The sequence below is a fragment of the Ruegeria sp. HKCCD8929 genome, assembly GCF_013031405.1.
GTDB lineage: Bacteria > Pseudomonadota > Alphaproteobacteria > Rhodobacterales > Rhodobacteraceae > Ruegeria.
In genome coordinates this window covers 115,791-137,796 of sequence record NZ_WPZY01000004.1, presented here as the reverse complement: position 1 = coordinate 137,796, position 22,006 = coordinate 115,791, and the positions used below count along the sequence as shown (strand labels likewise).

Here is a 22,006-nt window from a genome sequence, read left to right as displayed (position 1 = left end):
GTTACCGTGATCACAGACATGCGTCTTGTGGTTTCGTACAAGGTGTCGCTACGAGATGCCGGCGTATGTGTCGGATCAAGGATCGGGGTTAAAGACAAGCAGTGAACCGTTTGCATCGAATTCTAACGGTGATGTTGGCACTGGTATGGGGCGAGATCGTCCTGGCGGAACCGCGGATCGCGTTGGTGATCGGCAATTCGGCCTATGGGTCGGTGACCGCGCTGGACAACCCTTCAAACGATGCCCGCCTGATCTCGCGCAGGCTGAACGAACTGGGCTTTGAGGTCACGGAGCTGACCGACAGCGATCAGGTCGCGATGAAACGTGCGATTGCGCAGTTTGGCCGTGATCTGAGGGCGGCGGGGTCAGAGGCGGCGGGGCTTTTCTATTATGCCGGTCATGGTGTGCAGTCATTCGGCTCAAACTACCTGCTGCCCGTGGATATCTCACTGTCCGATCCGGCGGATCTGGATCTGTTGGCGGTTGAGGCACGCTCGGTGCTGCACCAGATGGCGTCGGCCAAAAACAAGACGAATATCGTCATTCTGGACGCGTGCCGGAACAACCCGTTCGAGGATTTGGCCGACATGGATGACAATGGTCTGGCCGAGATGAAGGCGCCCACCGGCACATTTTTGGCCTATGCGACCGACCCGGGCGGTGTCGCGCTGGATGGTGAGGCTGGCAACAGCCCCTTCACGCTCAGCCTGGCTGAACACATCACCGTGCCCGGCTTGCCCATCGAACAGCTGTTCAAGAAGGTGCGGGTGGATGTTTTGAACACCACACGGGGCCAGCAAACGCCGTGGGACACATCCTCGCTGACGCGGGATTTCTCGTTTGCGCCGCAACAGACGCCGATTCAGGACTTCGAAACCGAGACCTCGGCGTGGCAGACCGTGTCCGAGGCCCGCGATGCGGTGCAGATCATGCTGTTCCTGCGGGCCTATCCCGACAGCGAGTTCGCTCCGGCGGCGCGCGATCTGCTGCAGGTGGTGATGGCCGAATCCTTTGGCAGTGCGCCGTCCGTCAGCCCCGAGTCGCAATCCGCCGAGGTCGCGCAAAAGCCAAAGATCACCGATGAGGAACGGCTGATGTTCGATCTGGCGGCCGATGATGACACGCTGCACGCCTATCAGACCTACTTGCAGGCCTATCCGCAGGGTGCATTCTCTGACCAGGCGACCGAGCGTGTGGCTGCACTGGAACAAGCCGCCAAAACCATCACCCGCAAGGCCGAGGCGCAGCCTGCCGCCCCGGGCAGCGATGAAGTCGTGACGCTGAATTCCCGCCTGACCTTCGGCAACACCCATGTGCAGGGTAAGACGATCAGCGATCTGATCAAGGGGTCGCCGCAATTCCCGCCGATCGAAGGGCTGCCCGAGGCGCTGTGGAAAGACCAACAGTGCTCAAACTGTCACCAATGGACCCCCGACACATTGTGCACGCAGGCCAATACCTATGTGGACCACCCGGCAGCGGGCAACATCGCCAAGGAGCATCCCTATGGCGGCGGGCTCAAGCTGAACCTGCGGCGCTGGGCGATGGGCGGGTGCCAGTCCTGACGGGCAGTCAGCGCGCGGCAGTCGAGACGAAGAAATAGACCCACTCGCCCTTGAAATCCGGATTGGCAGCGCGGGCCGCCGTGACCTGAGTTGTCAGGTATTCCAGATACGGCGCGGCGGGCTCGATCAGGGGCCTAAGGCCATCGTAAAGCGGTTCCGAGGCGGCAAAGGCCACCGCGATCTCCTGCCCGTAAGGTGGCCCGATGGTGATGTAGAGCCCCGGATCGCCGGGCTGTTCGGCCCCCACTTTCAGTGCTGATTTCGCGGGCGTCAGGTCCAGCGCCACGCTGTCATTGGGGCTGAGGTGGATCACCTGCCCATCGGCGTCGAAATAATCAACATAAACATAGGCGTCGTAATCCGGCGCGGTCAGGTCCAGGATCAGCTGTTGACCTCTGGTGTAGCGAAACTCGCGCGCATGCACGTCCTCGCCCAGCAGCAGCGGGTTGGTGATTTGGTCGGTGGATTGCGGCAGCCCGACACCCGCGATGCCGCTGAGCGCGCCGCATTGCGGGCGCGGCAGTACCAGCAGGTTGTCGGCCACACTGATATTCGCTCCCATCTGCGCCTGCAACGCGGCCAGCACCGGTGCGCGCAGGCCGGTTTCCGGGATGTGGCCGACCAGTTCCAGCGTGTTGTCCTCGGGCCGGAACTGCACCTGCAGGCGCGAGCAGGGGACCTGATCCAGAAGTCCTTCAATACCATCGCGCAGCTCGGCGGCGGCCTGTCCGGCATCTTTGGGCGCCATGAAGCTCTGGAACGCGGCCAACGAGACCGGGTCGATGGGGCCGTCGCCGGTGTCAAAGGCCAGCGCCGCCTTGGCGCGGGTGACCTCCGGCTCGGCGGTGGTCAGGGCAACCGGCTGCGCCTGCGCCGGGGCTATGGCATCCGCTGGCGGCGGGGCCGGGTCGATGCGGTTGGCACGCTCGGCCGCTGCGGTGGTGTCGACGGCGGCAGCAACCGGAGCCGCGACCGTCAGGCTGACGGCCGTCACTTGAGCGGCGACGGCCAGTTGCGGGCGTTGTTCCACGGCTGCCAGCCGATCCGCAGGCTGTTGCGCAGCCACCAGGGAGATGGCGGATAACGGAGCCGCGTTGGCGGGTTCCGGCCGCTGCTCCACGGCGGCCAAGACCGCGGCGGGTTGCTCGGCAGGCGCGAGATTGACTGCGTTCAACACAGCCTGCTCCGTCCGCTCTCCGGCTGGGTTGGCAGCCGCCAGTTCGGCCCCAGTCGCCGGCACGGCAGCCATCGCTTGTACCGCCGGGGACAGAGGTTGCGCCTGCGACTGCGGGATCGCGCCCTGATCCAGTCGCGCCCCGCTGGCGTCAGCGCTTTGGGCCGCCTCGCTTTGCGGCTCGGCCTCGGCGGCTTGTGAGCGTTCGACCTGGTAGGCCGACAGTTGCATCTGCGTCTCGGGCACCGGCTGTTCCGTCACCGGTTGCGGTTCGACGGCCCAGAGCAGGACCGCGGCCAACCCGGCATGCGCCGCGACAGAGCTGGCCAGTCCCGCGCCCCATATGAGTGGCGCGCGGCTCACCGCACCGGACCGGGCGGGGTGACGACCAGCACCATCTCGCGCGCGCCCAAGCCCTCGAACCGGGTGACCAGCGGCAGCACCTCGCGCAGGGTGGCCTCGCGATGGGCGTTGATCCGTACCAGCAGGTCGGGCTGCCCGGTCAGCATGTCCGCGACCCGGGCGGCGGCGTCTTCGGCGGACAGCACGATCCCGTCCAGCGCTAGTTCGCCTGTGGCGCCGACCGAGAGCGTCATGCCGCCTGCGGGCATGTCTGCGCCTGTGGCGGCGGTTGGCGGGGTCACGTCAAAGGGGGCGGTGGCGTCCATTCGGCCGATCAGCATGAAGAAGACCAGAAGAAAGAACACGACGTCGATCAGGGCGATAATGGTCTCGTGCCGGGTACGCTCGGTTGGTCGGGTGATCCTCATGGCCGCGCCTCCAGCCGCACCACGCGCATCTGCTGTACGCCCGCGCCGGTGACCAGATCCATGACGGAAACCAACGCCTGCATCTTGGCGCCGCCGGTGGGCAGGATGATCACCTGTGCGCTGGGATCACTCGCCAGCCGGTCGCGCAGGAGTGCCCGCAACGCCTCGGGCGTTTGCCCGCGTCCGCGTACCGTGGGCACGCCGTCCGCGCCCAACCGGATCAGCAGCGCTCCGCCCGACGGGGCCGAGGCCGTCTGCGCCGGGGCGGGGCGGTCGGATTGGGACACGGCAGGGATCATGTCGAGGTTCAGATAGGTCGAGGTGACCATGAAGAACACCAGCAGGATCAGCATCACGTCGATCATCGGCACCAGCGAGATCGGCGCTCGGGCCGGGCGGCGGCGGGTCAGGCTCAGGTCGCTGGCCATGAAGGTGCCTCCCTAATGCGCGCCGCGCTCCTCGATCAGCATCAGGCGGCCCACGGCGTTCTCGATCGCCTGCGCCCCGGCTTCGGCGCGGCCTGCTAGCAGCGCGGCACCGACGGCGGCGGGGATCGCGACCAGCAGACCGGCGGCGGTGGTCAGCAGCGCCTGCCAGATCCCGCCTGCCAGAACGGACGCGTTGGCCGAGCCCTGCGCCAGTTCCAGTTCCTGAAACGACTGGATCATGCCAGTGACGGTGCCCAGAAGGCCCAGCAGCGGCGAGATCATCGCGATCAGCTCCAGCACGCGGATCCAGGTGTTCATGGCGGCGAACTCTTCATTGCCGCGCCGGGTCAGCTCGGCCATCAGCGCCGGGCCTTTGAAGCCGTCGATCAGCGCCTGCATCGCATAGGCGCAGACCCGGTCCGCAGGCGCCTTGCCGTTTGCCACCGCCGCCTGCGCCGGGGCGCGCTCGCCCTCGGCCCATTGCGCCAGCGCTCCGTCGCGCAGGGCACCGCCCGAACGCGCAGGCCAAAGCTGGATGGCCTTGACCACGATCAGCGTCAGCGACAGCAGGGACAGCACGGCCAGAACCGCGATGATCGGCCCGCCGGTGCCCAGATTCTCGAACCCAGGCATGGCTTATTTGGCCAGCGCTGCGGGGGTTTTGCTGGACAGGGCCAGCACCGGGAAGCAATCCATCGGCTCGGCGTTCTGCGGTTTGCAGGCGGGCAGGTCGTGCAGCAGAATCTCCGAGATGTCGCCACAGCCGATCTCCGGGATCTCGAACAGCTTCAGCACGGTCCGCTGAACCGGCAGGGGCGCGGCGTCAATCGAAAGCAGCCGGTCGATCACCCCGTTGGTGTCCAGGATTGCCAGCGACATCTCGAACTGTTCGAAGCTGTTGTCGGTCTGGTTGCGGAACAGAAAGAAGGCGCGGCAGCCGCCCGCATCCGCGGCCTCGAACTTGTTCAACTCGATGGACAGCTTGCCATCTTCGGCCAGCGCACCGGTTGCCAGCGCTGCCGCCAGCGCTGCGCCGCTAAGAATTTTTCCGATCATCCGATCCTCCCCTGATCGCTGTCCCGTTATGCCTTGAGTGCCTCGTTGACCTGCCGCAGCGCCCTGGACACCGTCGAGCGGATGCGGGTGGGGGCAAAGCCGTTTTGGTCCACGGTCATGAAGAAATCGGAGTTCATGATTGCCATATGGTCGCGGATCTGCTTACGCGCTGCGGCGCTGAGTTTCTTGCGCTCGGCGGGGTTTTCCGTTTTGCCCAGTTGGTCCAGCAGCGTGTCGAGCTTTGTGTCGAGACGTTTCAGCGGCTGCGCCAGCCGGGCAATGCGGGCCGGAGCCTGCGCCAGTTCCGGCGTGTCCTTGGCGGCTGCACGCATCCCTTCGATCAGGGATCGCATGTCCTGCGCGGCCGTCTTGCGGGCTGCGGCCCAATCCTTGCGCACGCGGTCCAGTGAAGGCGCGGGCGTTTCCGGTTTCGGTTCCGGCGTCGGGGGCGCATCGGCCAGCGCTGCGATCTGTTGGGTAAGCGAGGTCAGCGCCTGATCGGCGGCGCCCAGGTCGCCCGACTTGACCTGCGCCGAGATCGCCTTGGCAGCGTTCGCGGCCAGCTTTTGCGCCTCGGGGCCAACCTTGGCGGCGCGCATCACCACTTCTTTCAACCGTTGCAGCGCCTGCGCCTTGGCCTCTTTGTCTGCACCCGGCGCAGGGGATTCCGGGGCGGGTGCGGTTTCGGTCTGGGGTTGCTCCTCGTCCGGATCGGCATCCTCTTCCAGAACCGAACCATCGGCGCCCACGACCTGAACCTTGGCGCTGATTGAACTGGATTTGAGGTATTTCCGGATCTGCTTGGTGAGATTGGGCAGTTCGCTCTCACAGACCAGTTTGACAACATTGCCGTCGGCGCTGAGCGTGCCGTAGGCGAGTTTCGGTGTGGTGCTCTGCTTTTTTGCGTCCTTGCCGAGGGCCGCAGGTGCCTTGCGGCGGTCGATCAGCAGGATGTCGTCCTTTTTGGCGCCGGGGCAAAAGGCGAAATTCAGGCTCTGCTTCTTTGCTAGGTTAATAAGCTGCCGTAATGCGGCGCCTTCGACCGGCTGTGTCGCCATTGCGGACCGTCCCGTGTCAAATCTGTATTATGGGTTTGACTTTGAACAGACTATAAGGCTGATTATTCGTCAAGGCAGGAGGTCACCGTTCCTGATCGGCTTGTGTACATGTGTGAAGTAAATCATACCGATCATGACGGACTTGGGGTAAGATACGGGTATTGAGACCAAGTTAGCCGACTAAAAATAACGATATTCCGTCGGGGAGAATATGGACCTATCTGACTATTTAGAGCCGCGGGAAGAGTCGCCCCCGAGTGGCGAGAACCTGGAGTACGATCCGGCGTTCACCGATCTTGAGCTGGCCGCCCAGCCCGGCGAGGAAAAGCAGATGGGCGATCAGGTCGTCGCTGCCGAGGAGCAGGACTGGGGCGATGTCCGCGACAAGGCGCTGGCGGTGATGGAACGCAGTCACGAACTTCGCGCAGCGGTGTTTCTGGCCGAGGCGGTTCTGCACTCCAAGGGTCTGCCCGAGTTTGCCGCAAGTACTGGATATGTGCGCGGTGTGCTGGAACAGCATTGGGAGACCTGCCATCCCGAGCTGGATGAGGATGACGGCGACGCCACCATGCGGATCAATGCCGTGCAGGGGCTGGCCTCGACCGACCGGGTCGTACGGGCGCTGCGGCGCACCGCGCTTTCCGACAGCCGCATGTTCGGACGGCTTACCCTGCGCCACGTGGAAGTCGCCGAAGGCCGGGCGAACATGCCTGCCGATCTTGAGGACGTGCCTGACGCAAAAGCGTTGGGTGCGGCGTTTCAGGACACCGATGACGAGGTTTTGACCGCCAATCTGGATGCGGTAAAGGCCGCATTGGACGATGTGGCGGCCATTGATGCGGTGTTTTCCGAACACACCCCTGGCGAAGGCCCGGATCTGGAACCGCTGCGCGACTCGCTGAAACAAATCCAGCGTGTCCTGGCAAAACATGCCGGGGGTGAAGCGCCGGCAGATGACGATTTGGGGGACGTGACCCCTGTGGCGGCGCCGGCAGGCGGCGGCATGGCCGCGGCTGCGCCTTCCGGTGGCGGAGCGGTGAACTCACCTGCGGACGTGACCATGATGCTGGACCGCATCATGGACTATTATGCAAGGCAGGAGCCTTCCAGCCCGGTTCCGATCCTGCTGGATCGTGCCAAACGCCTTGTGAATGCCGATTTCCTGACGATTATCGAGGATATGGCAAAGGACGGTCTGGACGAGGTACGCCGCATCGGTGGCATTCAGGCCAAGGACGAATACGAATACTGACCCGTGCCGGGTAGCCCCAGCGCACAGGTTCGACAGCAACACTGATGAATGAATCAAGGAGCATCAGATGGCCGACAGTTCACAGAAATTCATTGCCCGGAACAGGGCTCCGAGGGTTCAGATTGAATACGACGTGGAACTTTACGGTGCCGAAAAGAAAGTTCAGTTGCCGTTCGTGATGGGCGTGATGAGCGATCTGGCCGGCAAATCCGAGGTGGAACAGCCTGCGGTTGCCGACCGCAAGTTCCTGGAAATCGATGTCGACAACTTTGACGACCGGATGAAGTCGATGGCGCCGCGCGCCGCGTTCACCGTGCCCAACACCCTGACGGGCGAGGGCAATCTGGCGGTCGATATCACGTTCGAGAGCATGGACGATTTCAGCCCCGCTGCAATCGCCCGCAAGGTCGAGCCGCTGCGTGAACTTCTGGACGCGCGCACGCAGCTTGCCAACCTGATGACATACATGGACGGTAAAACCGGCGCCGAGGACCTGATCTCGAAGATCATTCAGGACCCGTCGCTGCTGAAGACACTGGCGGCACAGCCCAAACCGGGTGGTGAAGACGCCGCTGAGGAGGAGTAAAAGATGGCCGACGAAGAAGCCCAAGTAGAAGCCGCCGAAGGCGCGGAAGCATTTGGTTCATCCGAGTTCGAGGCGCTGCTGCAGAAAGAGTTCCGGCCCAAGTCGGATCAGGCCAAGACAGCCGTGGAAAGTGCGGTCAAGACGCTCGCCGAACAGGCGCTGGCGAACACCGCACTGATCTCCGACGACGCGCTGCGCTCAATCGAGAGCATTATCGCCGAGATCGACCAGAAGCTGACCGAACAGGTCAACCATATTCTGCATCACGCCGACTTCCAGCAGATGGAAAGCGCATGGCGTGGTCTGCACTATCTGGTGAACAACACCGAAACCGACGAGATGCTCAAGATTCGGGTTTTCAACTGTTCCAAAAAGGACATGCACAAGACCCTGCGCAAGTTCAAAGGCACCGCCTGGGACCAGTCGCCGATCTTCAAAAAGCTCTACGAAGAGGAATTCGGTCAGTTTGGCGGCGAGCCCTATGGAACGCTGGTGGCGGATTACCATTTCGACCACAGCCCGCAGGATATCGAGCTGCTGGGTGAGATGTCCAAGATCGCAGCCGCTGCGCATGCGCCGCTGATCACGGGCGCCAAGCCAAGCCTGTTCCAGATGGACAGCTGGGCCGAACTGGCCAACCCGCGCGATCTGACCAAGATCTTCCAGACGCCGGAATATGCCGCCTGGCGGTCGTTGCGTGAAAGCGAAGACTCCAAATATGTCGGCCTTGCAATGCCGCGCTTCCTGGGCCGTCTGCCCTATGGCGCCAAGACCGAACCGGTCGAGGAGTTCGCCTTTGAGGAGGACACCGACGGATCGGACGCCAGCAAATACGGCTGGGTCAACGCGGCATATGGCATGGCGGTGAACATCAACCGTTCGTTCAAGGAATACGGCTGGTGCTCGCGCATTCGCGGCGTGGAAAGCGGCGGCACGGTGCAGAATCTGCCCGCGCACACGTTCCCGACCGACGATGGCGGCGTGGACATGAAATGCCCGACCGAGATCGCAATCTCGGACCGGCGCGAGGCGGAACTGGCCAAGAACGGCATGATGCCTCTGATTCACCGCAAGAACAGCGACTCGGCGACCTTCATCGGCGCGCAATCGCTGCACAAACCTGCGGAATATGACGATCCGGACGCGACCGCCAACGCCAATCTGGCGGCGCGTCTACCGTATCTGTTCGCCACCTGCCGGTTCGCGCATTACCTGAAATGCATGGTCCGGGACAAAGTCGGTTCGTTCAAGAGCCGCCAAGACATGCAGATGTGGCTGCAGGATTGGATTAATCAGTATGTCGACTTCAATGCCGACATTTCAGCCGAGGCGGAAAAGGCGCGCAAACCGCTGGCCTCGGCAGAGGTGGTGGTAGAGGACGTCGAGGGTAACCCGGGTTATTATACCTCGAAGTTCTTCCTGCGCCCGCATTACCAGCTTGAGGGACTTTCCGTCTCGCTGCGGCTGGTATCGAAACTGCCATCTGAAAAAGGCGCGTAAACCGGGTTTGCGCAGCCCGGTAGGCGGCTGCGCAACATTTAACGAAGCATTGTGTCTCCGAAGCTAGAAGGAACGGAAAATGGAAAACGTATTTATCAAGATTGATCAGATCCCCGGTGAAGCACGGGAAAAGCAGCATAAGGACTGGATCGCGGTCAAGTCGATCGAATGGAACGTTGAGCGGACGCTCGACATGTCCGACCTGGGCACCACACAGCGCGGCTATGCCAACGCCAATTTTGGCAAGATCTCCTGCACCACAGAGCTCAGCAAGGCCTCGGCCAAGCTGATGACCTATGTGGCCTCGGGCAAGCCGACCAAGGAACTGATCATCCACATGTGCCGGGCCGGCGACGATGAGAAGAAGGGCATGGAGCCCTATCTGATCTGGACCCTGCGCCATGCGATCATCGACAGCTATTCGGTGTCGGGCGGTGAAGAGCAGATTCCTGAGGAAAGCTGGACCATCGCCTATCGCGGCATCGAGATCAAATACCGTATTGCCGATTTCAACACCGGCGCGCTGAGCGACTGCAACGCGTTCCTGTGGAACCTGGAAACCGGCGACGTCAGCTGATCGCTGCTACATCGCAGGCCCTGGCGGCAGGTGCCGCCGGGCCTTTTTTGTCCCCGTACCGGGGACATTCATCCTGACTGCGCGAGGGTTTCATGACGCCGGAAGAACATCTCAAATCGGGCGATCTGGCGGCGACGCTCTCGGCGTTGCAGGACAAGGTCCGCGCCAATCCCGCAGACCCGAAACTAAGAATTTTCCTGTTCCAGCTGCTCTGTGTGATGGGCGACTGGAACCGTGCCATCACGCAGCTGAAACTCAGCGCCGAGATGGACGAAGAGGCCATGATGATGGCCAAGACCTATCGTGAGGCGATCATCTGCGAGGTCTACCGCGAAAAGGTGTTCGCGGGCGACAAGACGCCGTTGATCTTCGGCGAACCGCAAGAGTGGCTGGCGCATCTGATCGAGGCGCAGAAACTGCTGGCGGGTGGCCACGCGCAAGAGGCGGCGGATCTGCGCGCCAAGGCGTTCGAGGCGGCCCCGGCGACCTCTGGCACGGTCAATGGCGAGGCGTTCGAGTGGATCGCCGACGCCGACATGCGGCTGGGTCCGGTGCTGGAGGTGATCGTGAACGGGCGCTATTTCTGGCTACCCTTCGCTCAGATTGCCCGGCTGGACATCGAAGAGCCCTCCGACCTGCGCGATGCGGTCTGGACCGCCGGAACTTTGACCGTGGCCAATGGCGGCGAGGTGGCGGCGCTGATCCCCACCCGTTATCCGGCCACCGTGGCGCAGGGCAACGATGCCGCCAAACTGGCGCGGGCGACCGAATGGGTCGATGGCGGGGCCGAGACCTATACCGGCATCGGTCAGCGCTTGCTCGCCACTGACAAGTCGGACATCGCCCTGATGGATATACGAGAGCTGGTGCTGGACGTGTCGGCCGAGGCCGATGAGACCGAAGGGGCCGGGGAAACGGCTGGAGATGGCTGAGAAGACACTCGCGGAACGGCTGCAACCCTCGCTTCTGGACCGGCTGACAGACAACGCGCCGAGCGAGCGGAAAGAGGGGCGCGATGCGCGGGTGATCGATGTCGGACGGCTGCGCGAGATCATCCAGCGCGATCTGTCGACGCTGCTGAACACTACCGACCATTCCGACCTGATCGACGACGAAATCTATCCGCATGCGGCGCTGTCGGTGCTGAACTACGGTGTGCGCGAGACCTCAGGCGCGTTCTCGACCCTGGATCAGGCGCGCAAGATCCAGCGTTCGATCGCGGCGGCGGTCGAGACGTTCGAACCGCGGCTGGTCGAAGGGTCGGTATCGGTGGATTTGCGGTCTGAGGAGCGGGCCGGCGAGATGCATGTGGAGTTTGACATTCGCGCAGTCATGTGGGCGCAGCCGATGCCACTGGAACTGTATCTGCGCAGCAAAGTGGACGTGACCACCGGCGAGGTTGAGATTGAACGGAGTTGAGGCTCAATGGCGAAACCGGTGAACGGGACGGGCAAAGCCGCTTGCAAGCGGCTTAAGCGGTTTTCAAACCGCTTCAAGGCGTTTGCAAACGCCTTGGTTCCGGTCTCGGATCATGGCGCCGGACGGTAGAGGCGTGCGATGGATACACGGCTGCTGAAACATTATGAGACCGAACTGGCCTTTCTGCGCGAGATGGGCGCCGAGTTCGCTGGCGCTTATCCCAAGATTGCCTCGCGGTTGGGCATGGAGGGGATCGAGGTTCTCGACCCCTATGTCGAGCGCCTGCTGGAGGGCAGCGCCTTTCTGGCTTCTCGCGTGCAGCTCGAGCTTGAGATGCAGTTCCCAGTCTTCACCTCGAACCTGCTGGAAATCGTCTATCCTCACTACCTGGCACCGACGCCGTCGATGATGGTGGCCTCGTTCGAGCCGGATGTGACCAACGCGGCGCTGAAAGAGGGTTACCTGATCCCACGCGGCTCGCCCCTGCGCTCGCGTCTGGTCGAGGGGGAGCAGACGCCGTGTGAATTCCGCACCGCCGCCGATGTGACCATGTGGCCTGTCGAGATAGCGGAAGCCGAGTATATCGATGGGCGCGGTGAACTGGTCGCTGCCGGTGTGGCCCGCGATACCGAGGCGCGGGCCGGTATCCGCCTGCGGTTGCGGCGCACCGACAACGAGCCGATGGCCGAGCTTGAGATGGACAGCCTGATTCTGCACATGGATGCGCAAAGCGGCAAGGCTTGGTCGCTGCACGAGCTGATCTGCACCCAGTGCGAGGGGCTGACGGGCCGCTCGACCGACCGCCGTGCGGATTGGGCCGTGCGCCTGACCGAAGGCGCGGCGCGGCCCAAGGGGTTTGAGCGCGAAGAAGCGCTGCTGCCCACGCCGCGACAGTCATTCGATGGCTACCGGCTGTTGCAGGAATACTTCGCCATGCCCGAACGCTACCTGTTCGTGGAGGTGAGCGGACTGCAACCGGCGCTGAAAAAGGCGGCGGGCACCGATGTGGACATCTATATCCTGCTGCGCGAGGGCATGCGCGACATCGGTCCGGCGGTCACTCCAACGGCCTTCACCTTGAACGCCGTACCCGCGATCAACCTGTTTCACCGACGCTGCGACCGGGTGCATGTGACCCCCAAGGATACCGAGCACCACATCGTGCCCAGCCGCACGGCGGGCCTGGATTTCGAGATTTTTGCGATCGAAAGCGTCACCGGCATTCGCGGGGACGAGGGCGGGGATATCCAGTTTCGCCCCTTCTACTGCGCCACAGACCTGACGGCGGCGGGGGACAATCATCCCGCTTATTACACCATCCACCGCCGCATGCGGCAACGGAATGAGAAAGAGCGGCTGCGCGGAGTGCGGACCTCGTATCTGGGCTCCGAAGTGTACCTTACGCTGGTCGACCGCACCCAGGCGCCCTATCCGGCAGAGCTGGACCAGTTGGCGGTTCAGGCGCTGTGTTCCAACCGCGATCTGCCGCTTTTGCTGGCGACGGGGGCGGACAACGTGTTCCACCTGCCCGAAAGCGGGCCAGTCAAGACCGTGCGCACGCCGGTCTCGCCCACGCGGCCCCATGCCAACCTGGCGCAGGGCGACGCGGCGTGGAAGCTGATCAGCCATCTGAGCCTCAACTACCTGTCCATCGCGGGCAACGGCCCCGATGGTGGCGCCAGCGCGCTGCGAGAGCTGCTGGGTATCTATGCGCCGGTGGGCAACCGGGTGACCGAAAAGCAGCTTGAAGGGCTGATCTCGGTCAGCAGCCGACCCATCGTGCGGCGGATGAGCGACGAGGTGCTGTCAACCGCAGTGCGGGGCCTTGAGATCACGCTGGGCTTTGACGAGAGCTTTTTCGAGGGCACGAGCGTCTATGTGATGGGCGCCGTGCTTGAGCGGTTCATGCGAAAATACACAACGATAAACAGTTTCACCGAAACGGTGCTGACAACGGAAAGACGGGGGGAAATTGCCAGATGGAGACCGGCGGCCGGCCTCGGCCGGATCATCTGAGCCTGCTTGCCGCGCTGGCGGCTGACCCTGAAAAACACCACGTTTTTCAGGCCTTGCGCGTGATCGAGGCGCATTATGCCGACGCGCCCCGGCTGGGCGAGTCGCGTCGTCCGCGCGAAGACAAGGTGCGCATGGGGCAGGATGTCAGCTTGGCCTTTCCGCCCAGCACGCTCACCCGGTTCGATCCGGCGACCAAGGATCGCCCGGCGCGGATGAGCAACCTGTTCTTTGGCTTTTTCGGCCCGCACGGTCCGCTGCCGCTGCATCTGACCGAGTTCGCCCGCGACCGGCTGCGCAACCACCGCGACCCGACCTTTGTGGCGTTTGCAGACATACTGACCCACCGGCTAATGAGCCTGCTTTACCGGGCATGGTCGGCCTCGCGCCCGGCGCCCAGTTTCGACCGGGGCGACGATCCATTTGCGCAGAAAGTGGCGGCCCTGGCGGGGTTCAAGGGCAAGGGGATGCGCGAGCGCGACGCCATGCCCGACATGGCGCGGCACTATTTCACCGGTCACCTGGCCTCGGGCCCCAAGACGGTTGAGGGGTTGGTGGCGATCCTGTCCTCGTTCTTCCATGTGCCGGTCGAACTGCAGCAATTCGTCGGCTCCTGGCTGGAGTTGGAGCCCGAGGATACCTGGCAGCTGGGCCGCATGGCGGGCCTTGGTCAGTCGACCAATATCGGCAGCCGGGTCTGGTCACGTTCGGCCAAGTTCCGCATCCGGATCGGGCCGCTGTCGATCGAGGATTACGAACGCCTGCTGCCCGGCGGTGCGTCGCAGCAGCGGCTTGAGGATATCGTGCGCACTTATGTAGGCGATGCGCTGGATTGGGAGGTCAATCTGGTGCTTGCTGGTGACGAGGTGCCGCGCGCCAGTCTGGGCGGGACGACGCGGCTGGGGCACACGAGCTGGGTCAAGACCCGTGACGAGCCCGAGGTGGACAGGCCGGATGCCGAGGATCTGATCCTCTATCCCGGTTTTCTCCAACAGAATTTCGAGGCCGACCAACCGGCCCATAGCGAGAGGTATTGAAGATGACGGAAATCAGTCGCGTGGCGCTGTTCGGCAAGCTGAACAAGCTGGGATATCAGGCCATCGAAGGGGCCACCGTGTTCTGCAAGATGCGCGGGAACCCCTATGTCGAGGTGCAGCACTGGCTGCATCAGATCCTGAACGGTCAGGACAGCGACATCCACCGCATCATCCAGCATTACGATCTGGACCCCGGCAAGATTGCATCCGAACTGACGCGCTCGCTGGATATGCTGCCGCGCGGGGCGTCCTCGATTTCTGATCTTTCCGATCATCTGATGGACTCAATGGAGCGGGGCTGGGTCTGGGGCTCGCTTCTCTATTCCGACAGCAAGGTGCGGACAGGGTATCTGATCTTGGGCATGCTCAAAACACCCGCCCTGCGCAACATCCTGAACTCAATGTCGCCCGAGTTGGGCACTGTCGGGGCCGATGATCTGGCCGACAAGTTTGCCGAGATCACCGATGGCTCGCCCGAGGATCGTTTGGGCGCTCAGGACGGCAGCCAAGTTGGCGGCGGCGCCGAGCCGGGTGAGGCCAGTGGCGCCATGGCTCCGGGTGCCATGGGCAAGGGCGAGGCGCTGGAACAGTTCTGCACCGACCTGACCGAACAGGCCCGCAATGGTGAGATTGACCCGATTGTTGGCCGGGACGAGGAAATCCGCCAGATCGTCGATGTGCTGATGCGGCGGCGGCAAAACAACCCGATCCTGACCGGTGAGGCCGGCGTGGGCAAAACCGCCGTGGTCGAGGGGTTCGCGCTGCGGATCGCGCGTGGCGACGTGCCTCCGGCGCTGAAGGATGTGCGCCTTTTGGTGCTGGATGTGGGTCTGTTGCAGGCTGGGGCGTCGATGAAGGGCGAGTTTGAGAACCGGCTGCGGCAAGTGATTGACGAGGTTCAAGCCAGCCCGACGCCCATCGTGATGTTCGTCGATGAGACCCACACGCTGGTGGGGGCCGGTGGGGCTGCCGGCACCGGCGATGCCGCCAACCTGCTGAAACCGGCACTGGCCCGCGGCACACTGCGCACCATCGGCGCCACCACATGGGCCGAGTACAAGAAATACATCGAGAAAGACCCCGCTCTGACCCGCCGGTTCCAGGTGGTACAGGTCGATGAGCCGGATATTCCAAAGGCGATCCTGATGATGCGCGGGATTGCCTCGATGCTGGAAAAACACCACCGGGTGCAGGTTCTGGACGAGGGGATCGAGGCGGCGGTGACGCTGTCGGCCCGCTATATCCCGGCGCGGCAGCTGCCGGATAAATCGGTGAGCCTGATGGATACTGCCTGCGCTCGGGTAGCCGTGTCGCAGCACGCGGTGCCTGCCGAGGTGGACGACAGCCAGCGCCGGATCGAGGCGCTGACCACCGAGCTTGAGATCATCGACCGTGATGAGACCGCCGGTTACGACGTGGGCGACCGCCGCGATGCGGTCAGCACCGCCAAGGCCGAGGAAGAAGAGCGCCTGAATGGCCTTAACGAGCGGTGGGAGCGGGAAAAGGCCGTCGTGGAATCCATTCTCGACCTGCGCGCCAAGCTGCGCGAGGGCGGCGCGCCGGTGGATGTTCCGCTGGCCGAGGGTGAGGACATCGAAAGCCCGCTGAGCGAAGAGGACCGCGCTAAGCTGTTCGAAGAACTCAAGGCCAAGAACGCCGAACTGGAAGAGGTTCAGGGCGACAGCCCGCTGATCCTGCCCATCGTGGATCATCAGGCGGTGGCCAGCGTTGTCGGCGATTGGACCGGTATCCCGGTGGGCCGCATGGTCAAGGACGAGATCGAGACGATCCTGAACCTTGAGGAGCGGCTGGCCAAGCGGGTGATCGGCCAGGATCACGCGATGAAGATGATCGCCAAGCGTATCCAGACCAGCCGGGCAGGGCTGGACAACCCCAGCAAACCCATCGGTGTCTTCATGCTGGCCGGTACCAGCGGCGTTGGCAAGACCGAAACCGCTCTGGCGCTGGCCGAGGTGCTCTATGGCGGCGAACAGAACGTCATCACCATCAACATGTCCGAATATCAGGAGGCACACACCGTCAGCAGCCTGAAAGGTGCGCCTCCGGGCTATGTCGGATATGGCGAGGGCGGCGTGCTGACCGAGGCGGTGCGGCGCAAGCCCTACTCGGTGGTACTGCTGGATGAGGTGGAAAAGGCGCACCCGGATGTGCACGAGATTTTCTTCCAGGTCTTCGACAAGGGCGTAATGGAGGATGGCGAGGGACGCGTGATCGACTTCAAAAACACGCTGATCCTGCTGACCTCGAATGTGGGCACCGAGATGATCATGGACCTGTGCGCCGACCCCGATCTGATGCCCGATCCCGAAGGTATCGCCAAGGCTATCCGCGAGCCGCTGCTCAAGGTGTTCCCGCCCGCGCTGCTGGGACGTCTGGTGACGATCCCCTACTACCCGCTCAGCCCGAACATGATCGCCGAGATCACCAAGCTGCAGCTGGGCCGCATCCAGAAGCGGGTGCAGGAGGCACACGGCGTGCCGTTCGAGTACACGGACGGCGTCGTGGACGAGATCGTCAACCGCTGTCAGGAGCTGGAAAGCGGTGGCCGAATGATCGACGCCATCGTCACCAACACGATGCTGCCCGATATCTCGGCCGAGTTCCTGAGGCGGATGATGGAAGGCAAAGAAATTTCCAAGGTTGTGATCGACGTTACAGACGGAGAGTTCACTTATGGGTTTGACTAGTGATGTACCCGCCGGCCTGTTGCCGGAAAGGGGGCCGGCGCATCACTGTTGCAGGTTTTTTGGTTAGTCAGTGAAGGGAATGCGCGGCCCCTACGCCGCCTGTTCCGCTGAGATTGCGTAGAGAGGGCCGGGGAACCGATCCTCTTTCATGCCGGGATGGCCGGAATATGACGCGCCGACCGCCCATTGGACGGAACGCATTGGATTTGCGGAGGAAAATCTTATGGCCAAGAAAACAGTTACCCCACACAAGTTTTATGTTGTCGACCTGATCCGGTCGAAACCCAAGCTGGAATATATCGAACTGCCGAAATATCGGGTCGATGTTCAGCTTGAGGTGACCACAACCGGAAAACTCAAAAAACCCGACCCGGTGCCCTCGACTAAGCTCAAGCGGCTCGAAGAAGCCGGTATGAGCGAGCTTGAGCGCTACGAAAAGGTCATCACCGAAGAGGCGGTGAAGCTGGATGCCAAGGTGGCCAAGCTGATGGCCACCCCCGGCGACAAGGCTCAGGCCGACGCCGAGAAGATGATCCAGGCCACCAACCAGATGATCAAGAACGCCATGGCTTCGGCCGAGGGCGCGGCGCGGAAGGCGATCGAAGAACGGCTGAAGAAAGAGGCCAAGGGCGACAAGCTGCTGACCGAAGCGCGGGTCAAGACTACGATCAAGGTCACCATGGGTGCGATCAAGATCGGCGCCTCGGTGGCCAAGCTGGTGGCGACGTCGGGCGCCGACGTGACCTCGTACAAGACCATCGTCGTGCAGGTGGTCAAGCTGGGTATGGAGATCAACCAGCAGCTCAAGAACGAGGCCAAGCTGCGCAAGGACCTTTATACCGGCATTCAGGCGTATATCACCCTGCGCGGCACCGTGCTGATGCAGGCGGCGGAACGGCAGGGCATCACCGACACCAGCGGCATTTCGGTGAAAAAGCCCATCGAGGCGATCAAGAAGCTGACCGCCAAGGCGGTTGGCATGGGTGAAGAGGTGACCAAGGGCCGTGATCCCAAGAAAATCGCCACTGACCTGCTCGACGCGACGGTCAAGGGGATTAATGCCAAGGTCAACGATGCCGAAAAGGCCCGCAAGGCCTATCGCGAACACACCACCAAGACCCGTCACAAGGTGGACAGCCTGGGCTCGGCGGCGGACAAGCTGATGAAAAAGGCCCGGGGCTCGAAAACGCTTAAGGAAGGTGTCAAGCTGGGTGCGGAATGTATGAACATCAAGCGTGCCGCATCCGATATGGCCGCCAAGCTGGAGGACCGCGAAAAGTACCTGGAGGAGATGCAGGCGCTGATGGAAGGCAATGGCATGAAGGTGGACGATTCAACCACCATCGAAAAGCTCAAGGCGCTGGACAAAAAGACCATTGCGACCGAGGGCGCGGGTCTGATCGGGATGATCAAGGGCGTGAAGACCCTGGTCGACAATATTAGCGAAGCGGTCGCATAAGGGCCGCGGAACAAAGAGGTGTCAGGCCGGACGGCGATCTGTCGGGCAGCCCGGATGAAACCAATTAACGAAGGGGAATTTAATGGCTACGCAATACAAAACGATTTTTCTGGGCGCAGGCGGTGGTGTCAGCGTGGAATCGGCGGATATCGCCAAGGTGGCCTCGGAGCTGGGAACCTACCTGAAAAAGAACGGCTGGCAGGCGCAGGGGATCAAGCTGCCGGGCCTTTCCGGCGCGGGAACGACCATCAAGAAGGCGGCGGCCGTGCTGGCCAAGTCCAAGAACAGCTCGCAGATCAAGGATCTGGGATTTACCCCTGATCTGAAAGTAGTCGCCGGGATCGACACCAGCGGTCATTTGTCCGCAACGATCACCGGGCTGCTGCCCCCGTCCAAGGAAGGTGCAGCACCGGTCAATTTCGACAAGACGATCGTGATCCGCAAGGACTGGACCAAGCTTGAGGCGGAGCTGGCCTCGGAAGAGAATGTCGTGGTCAACATGACCAAGAAGAACATGTCGATCATCGAAGATGCGCTGGCCAAGCTGGTCAAAAAGCATGACGGTGATATGAAAAAGGTCACCAAGGACAAGGTCTATGCCGCGCTTCTGGCCAAGTTCAAGGGCGGGGACGACGTCATCAACCGCGCCGCAGAAAAGCAGGCCAAGAAATTCAAGACCACCGCGGTGGATACCGATCAGGCCGATTTCGGCAACATCACCACCGGCACGGTGGTACTGGCCGCCCATGGCAGCCGGGTCAAGGAAAGCGGCATTACGCTCGGCACCAAGCTGGGCAAGAAGACGCCCGAGCAGATCGTTGCCCTGCTGACCGAGCAGACCGACAAGAAAAAGAACCTGTCCAAGGACTTCAAGGGCACTGTGCTGTTGTCTGGCTGTTTCACTGCCGCGGGCGGCATTGCGCCTCCGGGGTCGAATTACGATTATGATACGTTCGCGGGTAAGGTCTGGCGGCTGCTCAAGGCCAAGGGGATCAAGTGTAAGGTCTCCGGCATGCCGGGACAGGCGAGAACCGGCGATGACGGTAACAAGTCGTCGGTCAAGCCCACTGAGCAGGACGAATACGATGCGCTGAAGAAGGAGTTCAAAGAGCTTCAGGCCAAGCTCAAGAAGCAGGACAAGAAGCTCAAGTCCAAGGACCCAAAGACGGTCAAAGAGGCCAATGCCGCAATCAAGAAGCTGGCGCCCAAACTCAAGCAGGTGCGCGCCGACAAGGAAAGCAAGGTCATGAAGGAACTGATCATGAACTACGGGCTGGATCCGGTACGTTGACCTTTGAAGCCATGCCGGGACCCCATCACGGGGTTCCGGCGCATTAAGACTGACAAGACAGCGGGAGTGACTGGAAAACATGTCCGACACCGAGGCCGTTCTCACACTGCGCGACCGCGCCCGCGAGTTCATCGAGCGGCGCTCGGTCACCAATGCCATTCTCGGCGTGATCATCTTCAACGCCGTCACCCTGGGGCTGTCCACCTCGCAAACGGTGCAGGAGCATGTCGGCGAGGCGCTCGGGGTGCTCGACCGGGTGGTGCTTGGCATCTTCGTGGTCGAGCTGCTGATCAAGTTCTACGCCTACGGCCTGCGCTTTTTCTCGAATGCCTGGAACATCTTCGACCTGGTGGTGGTCGGGCTCGGCCTTCTGCCGGACCGCGGCGGGCTGTCGGCGCTGCGGGGGCTGCGGGTCATCCGGGCGATGCGGCTCTTGTCCGTCATCCCGCAGATGCGGGCGGTGGTGCAGGCATTGCTGGACGCGCTGCCGGGCATGGGCGCGGTGATCATCATGATCTCGATCGTGTTCTATGTCTTCGGCGTGATGGCGACGCTGATGTACGGCCCCACGTTCGACGAATGGTTCGGCACGCTGGGCCGGTCGCTTTATTCGCTGTTCCAGATCATGACGCTGGAGAGCTGGTCGATGGGCATCGTGCGCCCGGTGATGGAGGTGCATCCCTGGGCTTGGGCCTTCTTCGTGCCGTTCATCGTGATCACCGCCTTTTCGGTGCTGAACCTGTTCATCGGTCTGTTGGTGAACACCATGCAGACAGCGGTGGAGGCAGATGCCGAGGCCGAGTTCACTCAGCTGCGCGACCTGGTGCGCAGCGAGACCGACATCGTGGACGCGCATGTGCTGGAACTGCATGAGGAGTTGCGCGCCCTGCGCCGCGAACTCGCCGCCCTGAAAGGCGAAGGGAATGGCTGACAGTTCGCAGAAATTCATTGCCCGCAACCGCGCGCCGCGGGTTCAGATCGAATATGATGTCGAGCTGTACGGCGCGCAGAAGAAGGTGCAGCTGCCCTTCGTGATGGGAGTGATGAGCGATCTGTCCGGCAAGTCCACGGCCGAGTCGCCTTCGGTCGCGGACCGCAAGTTCCTCGAGATCGATGTGGACAATTTCGACGAGCGGATGAAGGCGATGGCCCCGCGGGTGGCTTTTGCCGTTCCCAACACACTGACCGGCGAGGGCAACCTGTCCGTCGACCTGACCTTCGAGAAGATGGCCGATTTCAATCCTGCCGCCATCGCTGCCAAGGTCGAGCCCCTGCGCGGATTGCTTGAGGCGCGGACCCAGCTTTCCAATCTGATGACCTACATGGATGGCAAGGCCGGGGCCGAGGCGCTGATCGAAAAGATCCTGGCCGACCCGGCGCTTCTGGGGGCGCTGTCAAGCGGTGCAGCTCAAACGGCTGACCACAGCGCCGCCCTCGATGCTCTGCGCGAAGCCGCCCCGGAGGACGCACCGGAAGACACCTCAGTTGCGGATGCGCTGTCATCCTTGCCGGAAGTGGAAGAGGTCGAGGCGGCGGACACTACCGGCGACGTCCTGTCCGGACTCGCGGATGCGGCGCCGGAAGACGCTCCTGAGGACACGTCGGTTGCGGATGCCCTGTCTTCCCTGCCGGATGCGGAAGAGGTCGAGGAAGAAGACACAGCAAGCGACGTCCTGTCCGGTCTGGCGGACGCAGCTCCGGAGGATGTTCCCGAAGATACGTCGGTCGAGGATGCGCTCTCGTCGCTGCCGGAAACCGAAGACGTTGAGCAGGCAGATGACACCGGCGACGTCCTGTCCGGTCTCGCGGATGCGGCCCCCGAAGAGACGCCCGAGGATACGTCGGTAACCGACGCTCTGTCTTCCCTCCCGGAAGCTGAGGAAGCCGAGGTAGAGAATACGACCGATGACGTTCTGACGGGTCTCGCTGACACCGCTCCTGAGGATGAACCTGGGGACACGTCTGTTGCGGACGCATTGTCTTCTCTGCCCGACGCCGAAGATGTGCCGGAGGAGGATGATACAGGGGACGTGCTGACCGACCTGGCAGAAGCCGCACCGGACGAGGCGGCGGAAGACACGGCCGTTGACGATGCGCTGTCCTCTTTGCCGGA

Annotated in this window: 19 protein-coding genes and 1 pseudogene; 14 read left to right on the top strand and 6 right to left on the bottom strand. The window is 62.6% G+C overall.

What is annotated here, in order from left to right; translation table 11 throughout:
* Window positions 1-131 precede the first annotated feature (131 nt).
* The gene (locus GOX53_RS07825) at window positions 132-1,565 is read left to right on the top strand and encodes a caspase domain-containing protein (protein ID WP_171175074.1); all 1,434 of its coding nucleotides are present in this window, start codon (window positions 132-134) and stop codon (window positions 1,563-1,565) included.
* A 7-nt stretch (window positions 1,566-1,572) separates the two neighbouring features.
* On the opposite strand, the gene GOX53_RS30290 is transcribed toward GOX53_RS07825, so the two are convergent.
* The 6 genes from GOX53_RS30290 to GOX53_RS07795 are packed head-to-tail and all read right to left on the bottom strand — an operon-like array spanning window position 1,573 to window position 6,051.
* Window positions 1,573-3,102, bottom strand: a complete 1,530-nt coding sequence (locus GOX53_RS30290) for a DUF4384 domain-containing protein (RefSeq protein ID WP_171175072.1) — start codon at window positions 3,100-3,102, stop codon at window positions 1,573-1,575.
* Window positions 3,099-3,509: a biopolymer transporter ExbD gene (locus GOX53_RS07815; protein ID WP_171175070.1), complete on the bottom strand. Its 411-nt coding sequence runs from the start codon at window positions 3,507-3,509 to the stop codon at window positions 3,099-3,101. The genes GOX53_RS30290 and GOX53_RS07815 overlap by 4 nt, the downstream gene beginning before the upstream one ends.
* The gene (locus GOX53_RS07810; protein WP_171175068.1) at window positions 3,506-3,937 is read right to left on the bottom strand and encodes a biopolymer transporter ExbD; all 432 of its coding nucleotides are present in this window, start codon (window positions 3,935-3,937) and stop codon (window positions 3,506-3,508) included. The genes GOX53_RS07815 and GOX53_RS07810 overlap by 4 nt, the downstream gene beginning before the upstream one ends.
* A 12-nt stretch (window positions 3,938-3,949) precedes the next feature.
* Window positions 3,950-4,570: a MotA/TolQ/ExbB proton channel family protein gene (locus GOX53_RS07805; protein WP_171175065.1), complete on the bottom strand. Its 621-nt coding sequence runs from the start codon at window positions 4,568-4,570 to the stop codon at window positions 3,950-3,952.
* A 3-nt stretch (window positions 4,571-4,573) separates the two neighbouring features.
* Complete coding sequence (locus GOX53_RS07800; protein ID WP_171175063.1) at window positions 4,574-4,993, bottom strand: hypothetical protein; 420 nt, start codon at window positions 4,991-4,993, stop codon at window positions 4,574-4,576.
* Between the two features lie 26 nt (window positions 4,994-5,019).
* Window positions 5,020-6,051 (bottom strand): hypothetical protein, encoded by a 1,032-nt coding sequence (locus tag GOX53_RS07795; protein WP_171175061.1) that lies wholly within the window; start codon window positions 6,049-6,051, stop codon window positions 5,020-5,022.
* Window positions 6,052-6,262: 211 nt separating this feature from the next.
* Here GOX53_RS07795 and tssA point away from each other — a divergent pair, with 211 nt between their 5' ends.
* The 13 genes and pseudogenes from tssA to tssB (GOX53_RS29780) form a co-directional block, all read left to right on the top strand.
* Window positions 6,263-7,303: a type VI secretion system protein TssA gene (gene tssA, locus GOX53_RS07790; protein ID WP_171175060.1), complete on the top strand. Its 1,041-nt coding sequence runs from the start codon at window positions 6,263-6,265 to the stop codon at window positions 7,301-7,303.
* 67 nt (window positions 7,304-7,370) lie between these two features.
* Entirely contained in the window at window positions 7,371-7,889 is a 519-nt protein-coding gene (tssB, locus tag GOX53_RS07785) for a type VI secretion system contractile sheath small subunit (RefSeq protein WP_171175058.1), read from the top strand.
* A gap of 3 nt (window positions 7,890-7,892) precedes the next feature.
* Window positions 7,893-9,389, top strand: a complete 1,497-nt coding sequence (gene tssC, locus GOX53_RS07780) for a type VI secretion system contractile sheath large subunit (RefSeq protein WP_171175056.1) — start codon at window positions 7,893-7,895, stop codon at window positions 9,387-9,389.
* Window positions 9,390-9,468: 79 nt separating this feature from the next.
* The gene (locus GOX53_RS07775) at window positions 9,469-9,966 is read left to right on the top strand and encodes a type VI secretion system tube protein Hcp (protein ID WP_171175054.1); all 498 of its coding nucleotides are present in this window, start codon (window positions 9,469-9,471) and stop codon (window positions 9,964-9,966) included.
* A 92-nt stretch (window positions 9,967-10,058) separates the two neighbouring features.
* Window positions 10,059-10,898 (top strand): type VI secretion system accessory protein TagJ, encoded by an 840-nt coding sequence (locus tag GOX53_RS07770; RefSeq protein ID WP_171175052.1) that lies wholly within the window; start codon window positions 10,059-10,061, stop codon window positions 10,896-10,898.
* The gene (gene tssE / locus GOX53_RS07765; RefSeq protein WP_171175050.1) at window positions 10,891-11,385 is read left to right on the top strand and encodes a type VI secretion system baseplate subunit TssE; all 495 of its coding nucleotides are present in this window, start codon (window positions 10,891-10,893) and stop codon (window positions 11,383-11,385) included. Before GOX53_RS07770 ends, tssE begins: the two co-directional genes overlap by 8 nt.
* Window positions 11,386-11,523: 138 nt before the next feature.
* Window positions 11,524-13,401, top strand: a complete 1,878-nt coding sequence (tssF, locus tag GOX53_RS07760; protein WP_171175048.1) for a type VI secretion system baseplate subunit TssF — start codon at window positions 11,524-11,526, stop codon at window positions 13,399-13,401.
* Entirely contained in the window at window positions 13,365-14,435 is a 1,071-nt protein-coding gene (gene tssG / locus GOX53_RS07755; RefSeq protein ID WP_171175046.1) for a type VI secretion system baseplate subunit TssG, read from the top strand. Before tssF ends, tssG begins: the two co-directional genes overlap by 37 nt.
* 2 nt (window positions 14,436-14,437) lie before the next feature.
* Window positions 14,438-17,143 carry a type VI secretion system ATPase TssH gene (tssH, locus tag GOX53_RS07750; RefSeq protein WP_171175044.1) on the top strand — a complete coding sequence of 902 codons (2,706 nt, stop codon included), beginning with the start codon at window positions 14,438-14,440 and terminating at the stop codon, window positions 17,141-17,143.
* Between the two features lie 223 nt (window positions 17,144-17,366).
* A complete protein-coding gene (locus tag GOX53_RS07745) occupies window positions 17,367-18,602 on the top strand; it encodes a hypothetical protein (RefSeq protein WP_171175042.1) in 1,236 nt (411 codons plus the stop codon).
* 82 nt (window positions 18,603-18,684) lie between these two features.
* Complete coding sequence (locus GOX53_RS07740; RefSeq protein ID WP_171175040.1) at window positions 18,685-19,893, top strand: hypothetical protein; 1,209 nt, start codon at window positions 18,685-18,687, stop codon at window positions 19,891-19,893.
* A gap of 79 nt (window positions 19,894-19,972) precedes the next feature.
* Window positions 19,973-20,824: an ion transporter gene (locus GOX53_RS07735; RefSeq protein WP_171175038.1), complete on the top strand. Its 852-nt coding sequence runs from the start codon at window positions 19,973-19,975 to the stop codon at window positions 20,822-20,824.
* Window positions 20,817-21,293, top strand: a pseudogene (gene tssB / locus GOX53_RS29780) (type VI secretion system contractile sheath small subunit); the annotation flags it as partial. The gene GOX53_RS07735 and the pseudogene tssB (GOX53_RS29780), both read left to right, overlap by 8 nt.
* Between the last annotated feature and the right edge of the window lie 713 nt (window positions 21,294-22,006).